Annotated in this window: 8 protein-coding genes and 1 pseudogene; 3 read left to right on the forward strand and 6 right to left on the reverse strand. The window is 53.9% G+C overall.

Going from position 1 to position 11,778, the window contains the following annotated elements; all coding sequences use genetic code 11:
- Together NP596_RS16690 and NP596_RS16695 are read left to right on the forward strand one after the other, a co-directional pair.
- A pseudogene (locus tag NP596_RS16690) lies at positions 1–517 on the forward strand (dual-specificity RNA methyltransferase RlmN); the annotation flags it as partial.
- A 72-nt stretch (positions 518–589) separates the two neighbouring features.
- Positions 590–2,575, forward strand: a complete 1,986-nt coding sequence (locus NP596_RS16695; RefSeq protein ID WP_256616526.1) for a methyl-accepting chemotaxis protein — start codon at positions 590–592, stop codon at positions 2,573–2,575.
- A gap of 66 nt (positions 2,576–2,641) precedes the next feature.
- On the opposite strand, the gene NP596_RS16700 is transcribed toward NP596_RS16695, so the two are convergent.
- From NP596_RS16700 to NP596_RS16715, 4 genes are read right to left on the reverse strand one after another with little or no spacing between them, the layout of a single operon-like run.
- Positions 2,642–3,445 (reverse strand): alpha/beta fold hydrolase, encoded by an 804-nt coding sequence (locus tag NP596_RS16700; RefSeq protein ID WP_371927966.1) that lies wholly within the window; start codon positions 3,443–3,445, stop codon positions 2,642–2,644.
- Between the two features lie 51 nt (positions 3,446–3,496).
- Positions 3,497–4,399, reverse strand: a complete 903-nt coding sequence (locus tag NP596_RS16705) for a response regulator (protein WP_256616527.1) — start codon at positions 4,397–4,399, stop codon at positions 3,497–3,499.
- A gap of 20 nt (positions 4,400–4,419) precedes the next feature.
- Positions 4,420–5,409 carry a response regulator gene (locus NP596_RS16710; RefSeq protein WP_256616528.1) on the reverse strand — a complete coding sequence of 330 codons (990 nt, stop codon included), beginning with the start codon at positions 5,407–5,409 and terminating at the stop codon, positions 4,420–4,422.
- Positions 5,410–5,419: 10 nt separating this feature from the next.
- On the reverse strand, positions 5,420–10,018 hold the full coding sequence (locus NP596_RS16715) for a PAS domain S-box protein (RefSeq protein WP_256616529.1): 4,599 nt from the start codon (positions 10,016–10,018) through the stop codon (positions 5,420–5,422).
- Between the two features lie 260 nt (positions 10,019–10,278).
- Between NP596_RS16715 and NP596_RS16720 the strand changes: the two genes are divergently transcribed.
- Positions 10,279–11,058 (forward strand): ceramidase domain-containing protein, encoded by a 780-nt coding sequence (locus tag NP596_RS16720; protein WP_256616530.1) that lies wholly within the window; start codon positions 10,279–10,281, stop codon positions 11,056–11,058.
- A 108-nt stretch (positions 11,059–11,166) separates the two neighbouring features.
- Here the strand turns inward: NP596_RS16720 and NP596_RS16725 are convergent, their stop codons facing one another.
- Together NP596_RS16725 and NP596_RS16730 are read right to left on the reverse strand one after the other, a co-directional pair.
- Positions 11,167–11,478 (reverse strand): YdhR family protein, encoded by a 312-nt coding sequence (locus tag NP596_RS16725; RefSeq protein ID WP_256616531.1) that lies wholly within the window; start codon positions 11,476–11,478, stop codon positions 11,167–11,169.
- Positions 11,479–11,517: 39 nt separating this feature from the next.
- Positions 11,518–11,778, reverse strand: a 261-nt coding sequence (locus NP596_RS16730) for a Rossmann-fold NAD(P)-binding domain-containing protein (RefSeq protein WP_504130490.1), incomplete at its 5' end; no start/stop codon positions are given.

Below are 11,778 nucleotides of genomic sequence, written 5' to 3' on the forward strand. Positions count from 1 at the left end.
CGAGATTTTTTTATCCCAACACGGCACGTCAATTGGCGTTCAAAAAATCACTATTTCAACGGCGGGTTATATTCCCGGGCTTAAAAGATGGAGCCGGGAAATTCCTGGGGTTAACCTGGCGCTATCTCTTCATTCGCCATTTGAAGAAAAGCGAAATGAACTTATTCCAATTAATAAAAAATATCCGCTGGATGAGGTCTTGGCTTATATTGATGAGATTCCTTTGAATAAGAAGCAGTTTGTTACTTATGAATATATTCTTATAAATGACTTTAATGATTCTGCATCCGATGCCGAGAAACTGGGAACGATGCTGGCCGGCAAAAGCGCCTACATAAACTTGATCCCATTTAACCCGTTCCCTGGATCGCGGTACACGCCTCCGGATTTTGATAAAGTCGAAAAGTTTAAAGAGGTTTTAGATGCTTTTAAAATACCGACTTTAATAAGGGGCGCTAAAGGCGATGATGTATTGGCGGCCTGCGGGCAACTCAATTCGGCTGCCATGAGGCGTTGATTATATATTCAGGGGCTTGCAATGGCCGGCATAGCCGCAAAGGTTCCTTAATTTAAAAACCAGGATGAAATGATGAATAACCTCACTATTTACAAAAAGCTTACCCTGCTGCTGGCGCCGCTTTTACTATGTGTTCTGGCGTATTCGGGTTTTAGCATCGAAAATAATTATAGGAACTGGCGGCAGTTGGGTACCACGGAGAAGCTGATCGATTTCTCTATTGGCTTGGGCGGTTTAACGCATGCCCTGCAGGTCGAACGCGGCTCTACATTCGGTTTTATTCAATCCGGCGGTACAAAATTCACTCATGAGCTGCCCGAATTCCGGAAGGCGACCGACAAGGAATTAACCGATGTTTTAACGCTGTACGCAGAGTTGCAAAAAGCGGCATTGCCCAAGCCGGTCACCGTTCGGGTAGATGGTGCCTTGAACACGCTAAACATGTTGACCGATACACGCCAGTCGGTTTCCCGCTTAGGCATCACCGCCGAAGAGGCCGCGGCGCGTTATACCCGGGCCATTGCCGAGATACAGGCAACCAATCCCGCCATATCCGACCATAGCAGCGATTTACAAGTCACCAAGCTGATGACGGCTTATAACGCATTTCTGAACGCCAAGGAACGCAGCGGTCAGGAACGCGCCTTAATGACGGGCGTGTTCACTGCCGGCGAATTTGCGCCGGAACGCTATCGGGCGTTTGTTGGCCACATGGCGGCGCAAAAGGCCTATCTGCATGTCTTTACCGACTATGCGCCGGCTGAAATAGGCAATGCGTATCGATTGGCCGAAAAAAGCGAACCTTTCATGAAGGTCGAAGGCATGCGCAAAGCCGCGCTGGATAATGCCAATAGCGGCGGGTTCGGTATCGAGCCCACGGCCTGGTTTACCAGCGCTACTGCCCGTATCGACGCCATGCACGCCATCGAAAAATCCATTGCCGGCCGAATCGAAGCCTTGGCCAGCGAAAAGGCCGCCGATGCCAGGCAGGGGTTTTGGTTGGGGACATTGATCAGCGCGGTTATTTTTTTGGCATCGACGGGTTTGGCCTACTGGGTTTCCGCCAATATTGCCGATGCGATCAATGCCTTGCATGCCACCATTAGCCAGATAGAACGCAATCACGATCTGACCCTCAGGCTAAAAGTGGCCGGCAGCGATGAAATCGCCCAAACCGCCACGGCATTCAATCGGCTGATGGAAGGGTTGCATGAAAGCATGCGGCAAGTCAGCCAAAGCGCGGTCAAAGTGTTGCATTATTCGGAATCGATTGCCTCCAGTTCGAACCAAATGGCTTCCGGTACCGAGAATCTGAGCAATGCGGCCTCGTCGATGGCTGCCGCGATAGAAGAAATGAGCGCCAGTATCGAACAAGTCGCCGACAACGCCAATCAAGTGCAAACCATTACCGAAGATAGCAACCATTTGTCCGACCACGGTACGGCGGTTATTCTCAAAGTCGTCGCGGAAATGAACGGGATTGCGGATGCGGTGCGGCAGTCGGCCGCCAAGATGCAGGAGCTTGACCAACAGTCCGCCCGGATAAACTCCATTGTGCAGGTCATCAGGGAAATTGCCGACCAGACCAACTTGTTGGCGCTGAATGCCTCCATCGAAGCGGCCAGGGCCGGCGAGCAGGGGCGCGGATTCGCGGTGGTTGCCGATGAAGTGCGCAACCTCTCCAAGCGGACCACCAATTCGGCGCTGGATATTGCCGCCATGATCGCCGGCATGCAAAATGTAACCCATGAAGCGGTATCCAGCATGAATGTCGGCGTGGACAAGGTCAATCATGAAGTGTCCACCACGCAGTCGGCGGGCGAATCCATCCAAAAAATCCAACAAGGGACCCAGCATGTCAGCGTCGCCGTGGCCGATATTTGTGGTGCCATCAGAGAACAAAGCATCGCCACCAACGAAATCGGCCGCCAGGTGGAGCGGGTTGCGCAGATGTCCGAACAAAGCAATGCGGCCTCGAACAGCAATGCCAAAACCGCGCGGGAAATGGAGGCGCTGGCGTCCCAATTACAGTCGATTGTGGCGCATTTTAAGGTGTAAAAAGTTTGAGATTACTTTCGGAGGGGGGGCGGCCCGCCGGAGTATGAGCTGTCAACATGAACATGGCTAAACAAAACCCGCGATGGCATCAATGACTTTTTGCGGCGCGCTGACATGAGGGAGGTGGCCGTCGGCGTCAATAATGTTAAGGCTGCTGCCGCGAATTGATTTGTGTAGGTATTGCGCAACGGCAAACGGCACAAAAACATCGTCCTTGGCCTGGATCAATAAAGTTGGCGTGTCGATTTTTTCGACATCGGCGCGGTGGTCGGTCTGAAATATGGCGCAGAGCGCGGTCAACATTTGCGCCCGGGGAATGCCGCGGATGGCGTCCGCGAATTTTTCGGCTAAGCTCGGTTCATGTGAACTGCCCATGGCCAGTTTGGCAAAACCGTCCAGCCAATTGTCGAAGTTCAGTGTAATAGCGGTATACAGTTCATCCAGGTCGTGCTGGGTAAAGCCGCCGAAATAGTCGCCGTCATTCAAATAGCGAGGCGAGGCGCCGATCAAAATCAGTTTGTCAATGAGCGACGCCTGTTTGTTAGCGGCTAAAACCGAAATCATGCTGCCCATCGAATGCCCGACCAGAATGATTTGCTTGGCTTTTAGCTCCGCGCAAATTTCCAGTACATCGTCCGCATAGGCCGTCATATTTAAATAATGCGATTGCTGAAAACTCTCGTGCAGGTACGAACCCGTACCGGCGTTGTCCAGCAGTACAACGCGAAAATCGGCGAAAAAGGCACGCGCTACCGGGTGCCACACGCTTTGATCCGAGCCGAAACCCGGTATAAACACCATGGTAATAGCCGCGTCCTTATTCCCAAGGACTGTAACGGCATTTCTTTGGAGCGGGTTAATTGAATTCATGATGGCTTAAAAATGCCTAGTCGATCTTACTGGTCATATCTGGGTTGGACCCTAGTTCCGAAGCGCGAAAATTGACGCTTCGACGGTATTGCCGCGCCCCAAATAGGCGAGCGAGTCAAAACTCATCATGTTGGCCAGCGCGATGCCTTTACCGTTAGGATCGAAGGCCCGGGTCGGGTCGAGACGCAGATAGTTTTGCCAGTCAAATCCCGCTCCTTCGTCGCGTATCGTGTAACAGATTGCCTCGGCCTTGCGTTGAAAACCGACTTCCACGCGCCGACTTCCGAGATCGGGCAAACTTAGCCGCCTATCGACTTCCTCCAACCATTGCCCTTGCAACATCAGCTGGGTTTTTTCGGCATAGCTGATTCCCAGGTTGCCGTGTTCGACCGCATTAATCAGCAATTCCTGCAAACCGATCACCACCCTTTCGGGCGCCGGGCATGCGAGTGACAATAACTGCGCCAAGCTGCGGGCTTCCTCCAGTGTCCGAAAACGAAAAACGGCCTGCTCCAGGTGTTGATATAGGGTTTGTCCCGTGAGGTTTATGGATGCCAGCAATGCCTTGGTGTCGCGATACTGCTCAACGGCGGTCTTGACGATGCAGCGCAGCAAATTGGCATTCAGCGGCTTGGTCAGATAGTAATAGGCGCCGGCCGCGAGGCCTTGTTCGATGCTGGCATCGTCGGTCGACGCCGTTTCCAGAATGACCGGGATATTACGAAATGCCGGGTTGTGCTTTATTTGAGTCAACAAATTAAAGCCGTCAATATCCGGCAGGCCACGGTCCAAAAGTATGGCGTCAATCTGATCGGTGCGATTTGCCAGGATTTCCAAGGCTTTGGTGCCGCTGTTTACCGGAATGGTTTGAAAGCCTTCCGTTGAAAGGATGTGCCGGATGAAATCAGCGCAAATCGTTTCGTCTTCGATAAGCAAAATTGTTGGATCGGTCATAAGGCTTGTTGGGGAGGGCGTTATTGGGTATTTCGCGCGTTCCAGGTCTGCTGTATTTTCAAAATGTTCGGGATGATGCCGAAAAAATGCTCCAGTATCTTAGGGTCGAACATCAAGCCGGACTGCTCGCGCATGTGGCCGAGAATTTTGTCCAACGGCCAGGCCGGCTTGTAAGGCCTGACCATTGATAAGGCATCGAACACGTCGGCAATGATGACGATGCGCGCCGATTCCGGGATAGCATCGCCCGCCAGGCCGTCGGGATAGCCCTTGCCGTTCCAGTGCTCGTGATGGCGCAGGGCTATTTCGGCGGCCATTTTAAACAGCGGCGCCTCGCTTTCCGACAGTATTTCATAACCGATGCGCGCGTGGGTCTGCATGATGGCGCGTTCCTCGGGAGTCAATTCGCCCGGCTTGCGCAAGATGGATTCAGGGACGCCGATTTTGCCCATGTCATGCATGGCCGCCGCCAGTTCCAACTGTTCGCAGTGATGTTCGTGCCAGCCCCAGCTTTTTGCCAAGGCGCGCGAAAATGCGCCCATCCGCCAAATATGCACGCCGGTATCGTTATCGTTGAAATGGCCGGCTTTGCCCAACATAAATACCGCGTCCCGGTAACTCCGCTCCAATTGCGCGGAGCGCACCAAGGACAGATGGGTTTTGACCCGGACTTTGACAATATCCGGGCAAACCGGTTTGATCAGATAATCGACGCAACCGGCCGCGAAGCCTTCCTTTTCGTTACCCATTTCGGCCAGCGCGGTGACGAATAGGACCGGAATGCTTTCGAATCTGGGATCGGCCTTAAGCTGGCGGCATACTGTGTAACCGTCCATATCCGGCATGTTGATATCCAGCAAAATCAGGCTGGGGCAATGCTTGGCAACGGCTGTGAGGGCTTCCTGGCCGCTACTGGCGAATACCAGGCGGTAATCGGACTCCAGTATCGTACCCAATTTGGCCAGATTGATCGGTTCATCGTCGACGATTAGGATAGGGCCGTGCGGCATGGGCTTACTCTCACTTGGATTGAACGTCGGACTGAAGCTGATTTAGATGTATTTGGGCCAGGGCTTCGGCGCCGCGGAAATCGTAAACCGTTAATTTGGCCTGCAATTCGGCAAATAACGCTTCCGGAATTTTATGTTGTAATTTCGACAGCACCGGTTTCGCCACCGCGGGATTATCCTCATCAAGCGCTTCTAATAATTGTTTTAATAAGTCAATCAACTGTTCCGGACTTGCCGCTCCAAGCAAATCGGCCGAGGGGACCGGGGGCTTTTCCGAGCTATTTAACCAGGTTTCAACGGCTTGGCAAGCTTGATCGAGCGCGGTTTGCAAGCTCTCAAGCAACTCTTCGTTAAACACACCGCGCTTTAGCGCGGCTTCCAGCATTTGAGCAGAATGCGCCGCCTTCTTCAAACCCAAGGTTGCCGCGGCGCCTTTAAGCTTATGCGACAGTGTCGCGGCGGCTAGCTCGTCGTGCCCGGCCAGTAGCTCGGCAATACGCGTGCCGCAGCTGGCATAATTTTCCACAAAATGCCGCAAATAATTGCCGTAGATTTCCGCTTCTCCCCACTGCTTCAGGGCTTCATCAATGGCGATATCCGGCAATTCCTCCGCGTCCGCTGAGGCGGTCGGACGATTTTGGGCGTCTTGGCCGGTAAGAATAGCATCGGATTGCGCCTCTGCTTCGATTTGCCGGCCGGAAGCCAGACGCTGGATAGTCGTCAGTAATTGGCCCAGATTGAAAGGTTTGCTGATAAAGTCATCCATGCCGGCGGCTTTCGCCAGTTCGACATCTTCCTTGAATACCCCGGCCGATAGCGCGACGATGGGCAGCGTTTGCCAGCGCGGATCCTCGCGCAGGATGCGGGTGGCGGTATAGCCGTCCATGACGGGCATTTGCACGTCCATCAGCACAATATCCACCGCAAACGGATGGTCCTTTAACCAATCCAGCGCTTCCTGGCCGTTTCCGGCCAGTTCCACCAAGGCGCCGTAACTGGCCAGCGTTAAGTGGGCAACTTCGCGATTGATTTCACTGTCGTCTACCACCAAAACCCGGACGCCGGTGATCGCCGGCATCGATGGGTCGGGCAAGGTGGAGGCCTGGGTTTGCCGGCGACTCTGTAGCGGACTGATGAATTCGGCCAGCGTGTTGTATAAAACGCTGGCTGTCAGTGGTTTATTCAATACCGCATCGACATGCCTGGAATCCGGTAGCGCCAACACGGTTTCACGATCCGCCGCCGTGACCATCACCAGAATGGGGTGGGTGCCGGATGTATTCCGCTGTTGCGCGAAATGCTCCCGCAACATGCGCGCGGTTGCCAGGCCGTCCAGCCCCGGCATTTGCCAATCCAGCAATACGGCATCGTAAACAATGGCGGGTTCCTGCCGGGTCGAGATCGCCGCCAGGGCGGACTCGCCGGAGTCGGCGGTATCGGCTTGCCAGCCAAGCCTGTGAATGGTATTGGTCAAGGCCGCGCGCGCCGTGGCGCTGTCGTCCGCCACCAAGATACGCAAAGCGGCGAGTCGAGCGGCCGAGGGGGGCGACTCTTCGACCCGCTGTAGCGGCAACTGAAAACTAAACCGGCTGCCCACGCCTTCTTCGCTGGTTAATTGCAGCGTGCCGCCCATCAGCTCCACCAATTGGCGGCTAATCGCCAGCCCCAGGCCGCTGCCGCCAAAGCGGCGGGTTATCGAGCTATCGGCTTGGCTGAAAACCGCGAAAATTTCCTCCTGCTTTTCGCGGGGGATGCCGATGCCGGTATCTCGAACCAGAAAATGCAGATATTCCAAACCGTCTTCGGCCGGAACAATTTCAATATGCAATTCGACTTCGCCCCGGTCGGTAAATTTGATCGCATTGCTCAACAGGTTGGTCAATACCTGTTGCAGGTGCTGACGGTCTCCCCACAATTTTTCGAGGCTTTTCGGTGGGGTGATGATCAATTCCAGGTGCTTGTTGCGGGCGAGCGTCATCATCAGCGCCGCCAAGCCGTCCAGTAGTTCGGACAGGCGAAACGGTGCATTTTCAATGTCGGTCTTGCCGGCCTCGATTTTGGAAAAATCCAGAATATCGTTAATGATGCCGAGCAAATTTTGGCCGGCATCGTGAATTTTCAAGACCAGCGCCAGGCTATCCCTATCCAGCGGGCGCTGTTGCAACAAATGGCAAAACCCCAATACGGCATTCATCGGCGTGCGGATTTCGTGGCTCATGTTTGCCAAAAAACCGGACTTGGCCAGCGCCAGCCGTTCAGCCTCCCGCCGCGCTTGTTCCAGCTCCGCGGTGCGTTCGTCGACCAGTTCCTGCAAATGGTAGCGATGTTGCCGCAACTCGTGTTCATTGCGTTTTCGCTGGCTGATGTCCTCCGCAAAAATGGCAATGCCGCCAACTTGATCCTGTTGGGTACGCCACGGGCGGACTTCCCAGCGCAGCCATTGTTGGGTACCGTCGCTGCGTACAAAACAATCGGCATCGTTTTTGACGACTTCTCCGGCTAGGGCTCGACGGTGTATTTGCTTCCAATTCTCGCCGATTTCCGGGAATACCTCGTAGTGGCAGCGGCCAATGATGTCCTGGCCCTGCAAATGATAGTCCTCCAGCCAGCGATTGCTGGCCGCCAAATAGCGCATATCCCGATCGAACATGGCCAGGGCCGCCGGCGCGTGCTTTATGAACAAACTCAGTTGGCTACGGCTTTTTTGCAGTGCGTCCTGAATTTGTTTGTTGTCGGTAATGTCCTGGTGGGTGCCTATCATCCGCAACGGCTTGCCTGCCGCGTTGCGGGTAATCACGATGCCGCGGGCCAGAATCCAGCGGTAACCACCGTCGAGGTGGCGAAGCCGGTGTTCAAGCTGATAGATCGGTGTTTTGCCCTGAAAATAATGTTCCAAGGTTTCCGAGACTCGGTCTACGTCATCCGGGTGTATCCGGGTTTGCCAGCCTTCGAAACAATTGGGAATTTCATTTTCATCGCAACCCAACATGGATTTCCATACCTTGGAGAAAAACACCTCGCCGTTGGCGATGTTCCAATCCCACACCCCCAAATCGCTGCCTTCCAAGGCAAATTGCCAGCGGGCCTCGCTTTCCTGCAGTTTTTGTTCCGCCTGTATTTGAGCCGAAATATCGCGCGCCAACATGACTTCAATGCAACGATCTTGCAGAGGCAGGGCATGCTGAAACTGTTCTACCCAAATCTTGCCGCCATCCTTGCGTCGATGTTGTCTGACCCCAAGATGATTTATGGCTTCGCCGAGTAGTGTTGTCGTTGGGCTGGTCTGTTCAAAGAACTTGTCGTGCGGTTCGTTCGGCAAGGCCAGTTCTTTGCACTTCATTTCCAGTAATTCCGCGTGGCTATAGCCGTAACAGGCCGTGGTTGCCTGGTTTGCATCCAGAATGGCGCCGGTTTGCGGGTCGCAAAGCCACACCGGCAGCGGGTTTGCCTCGAACAATTGCCGATAACGCTGTTCCGATTCTTGTAATGCCAAACCGGTGATTTTGAGGTCGTGAATATCGGTACAAGTACCAAACCATTTTTCAGTCTCGCCGTATTCATTTCGCACCGGCACGCCACGAATCAACCACCAGCGGTATTCGCCATCCTGGCGCCGGATACGGCATTCCACCGAATATTCGGTTTGGTGGTGCACGGCATGCTGCCAGCCGGACCAAATGGTTTTCTGGTCGTCGGGGTGAAACGGCACTATCCAATTGTCGCCGTAACTTTCTTCTAATGGCAGGCCGGTGTAATTAACCCACTGCTGATTCAAAAAAATATTCCGGCCGTCGGCATCGGTAATCCAGACGATTTGCGGCATGGCTTCCGCCAGCAAGCGAAAGTTTCGTTCGCTATCGCGCAAGGATTGTTCGTGCAGGCGCTGTTCGCTAATGTCCAGCACAATGCCGCGGTACGACACCATTTTGCCTTGCGCATCGCGCTGCGGCTTGCCGTTGGACACCAGCCAGCGCGGCTGGCTATCGGCGCGATTCGCTACCCGCCATTCCAGATTAAACTCGCGCTCGTGCCGCACAGCTTCCCATAACTCCGACTCGACGTTAGCCAAATCGCCGGGGTGGACCGTGCTGGCCCAGTTTTCGTAACTGGAAGGTAAGGAGGGTTCGACGCCATATAGCTGCCGGAGCGAATCCGACCAAGTCACGCGATTGCTGGCCAATTCCCACTCCCAAAGCCCCGCGTGCGATGAGGCCAAAGCCAAGGCCAAACGCTCTTGATCGGTTTGAGCGGTTTGTTCCGCAAGCAGGGCGAGCGCGGCCTGGTTGCGTTTCAGCCGTTCGAACACCACGCCGAACAGGATGCCCATCAGACCGAATATCAAAATGGAGGGGAGGTATTTTTCGTCGGTAATTTCGAAGCTTTGATACGGCGGATAAAAATAATAAACGCCCAGTAAAGTTGACAGGATGGTGGCAATAATGCCGCCCGGCATGCCAGCCAACCAAGCGCTGACAAAAACGGAAGGATAAAACAGCAACCACCGGGGACCATCTTTAAAAAAATCAAATTGAATCCATGCGGCCAAAACCGGAATGATGACTGAACCGAGTAGACTCAAAATAGTTGTGAAGCGAGAGTGTGACTGCATTTTGACCTGAACCGTGGTTCTCCAGGAGATAAAAAACGGATGGAAATTATCTCGATCTAAAAAATATCGGATTTTCCTCGGGGAATCGAGGATAGCAAAACGGAAGCATTGGGAACTTGTCGAAAATTATAAAAACGTTACGTAAAACACAGAACTAAATTTAAGATGCTGTTTATCGGCCAAGCTTGGGTAGTTGATTGTTACAACGAATCTTTACAATAGCTCGATCTGTAGACTGGCATCCTGGCCTGGGAGGCAAAATGGATTTGTATGAAAAACGCATCGGCATGCTCGGCGTGCTTGGTGTGGCGGCAGTGGTAACGCTGTTCTTTGTTGAGCCGATTGCGCAGGACCCTAACTACCACCGTTTTGCCGACGCCAGGCCGCTATTCGGGCTGGCCAATTTCTGGAATGTGGTTTCGAATCTGCCGTTTCTGGCGGTCGGCGCTCTCGGTTTGTACCGCTGCCGGCGGCTTGTCCAGCCGGCGAGTGGCGAGGCTTATCGGGTGATGTGCTGGAGTGTGTTGCTGGTCGGCTTCGGTTCCGCGTACTACCACGCCGATCCAACCAACGCCACTTTGCTGTGGGACAGGTTGCCGATGACGGTTGCCTTCATGGCCTTGTTTTCGTTGCTGCTGGGGGAGCGGGTTTTGCCAAGCCAAAACCGTTACAGGCTATGGCTGTTGGTCGCGGCGGGCGTGGCTTCGGCGTTTTACTGGTCATGGACCGAATCCTTGGGCCGTGGCGATTTGCGGCCTTATTTGCTGGTGCAGTTTTTGCCGATTCTGCTGATGCCTTTTATGTTACTGATGTTTCCGGAGCGTTATTTGAGTAATCGGCTATTGCTGGCGGCTTTTGCGCTGTACTTTACCGCCAAGTTGCTCGAGCATTTCGACGGCCGGATTTTTTCGATGCTGGGGTTCATGGGCGGGCATGCGATCAAGCATGTAGCCGCGGCGGCGGCCGCGCTGTGTATTATTTATGCCGTGCCGGCCCGGCGTGCAAACGTTTCAAAATCGCAAGGTAATCCCTGTCATTGAACCGCTTGGCTTTGGCCGCCGCCCGACGGGCGGCGGCTGGTGGCCTCGCAACACCGGCAATAGCTGGTTTGGCCACAAACGGCTAGCGGGCCAACAACGTTCATCGGCTTACATTGCCGAATAGTACGGCGAATTCATGCCGATATTGGCTTCGCGGGTAATTTCGCCATCGAACAGTTTCACTGACAGATTGCCGTTGACCTTTTTCGCGAACGGCAGTAACAAGCCGTCGATATAGTTCTGGGCGTTTTCGACCGAATCGAATTCGTAAAAGCCGCCGACGGTTTGGTTGTTGACGCCACTCAGCCAAGTCTTCGACTTCAAGCCTGGAAATTGTTTCATGTCCACGTTGATGGGACGCCAGTCGATTTGATCGAAGGGAATTGCGACTTGATATTCCGCGTATAAAAATACTTTCATGGTTTTGCCTCTGTTGAATTCAGTATATAGGTTATGCTGCTAGAACGGCTCTTTGAACGGCCGTAAATCCAGTTCATGGGTCCAGGCGCTGGGATGCTGGCAGTGCAGTTGCCAATAGGTTTCGGCAATGGCGGCGGCTTGTAATAAACCCTCTTGCCCTTTTGCCTCGACAAATTTCGGGAACTGGTTGCGGGCGCGGTCGCCGTCGATGACGCCATCGATGACGGCATGCACCACATGGATGCCTTGCGGGCCGAATTCCCGCGCCATGCCTTGCGCCAAGGCGCGTACCCCGGCCTT

The sequence above is a fragment of the Methylomonas rivi genome, assembly GCF_024505165.1.
GTDB classification, from domain to species: domain Bacteria; phylum Pseudomonadota; class Gammaproteobacteria; order Methylococcales; family Methylomonadaceae; genus Methylomonas; species Methylomonas rivi.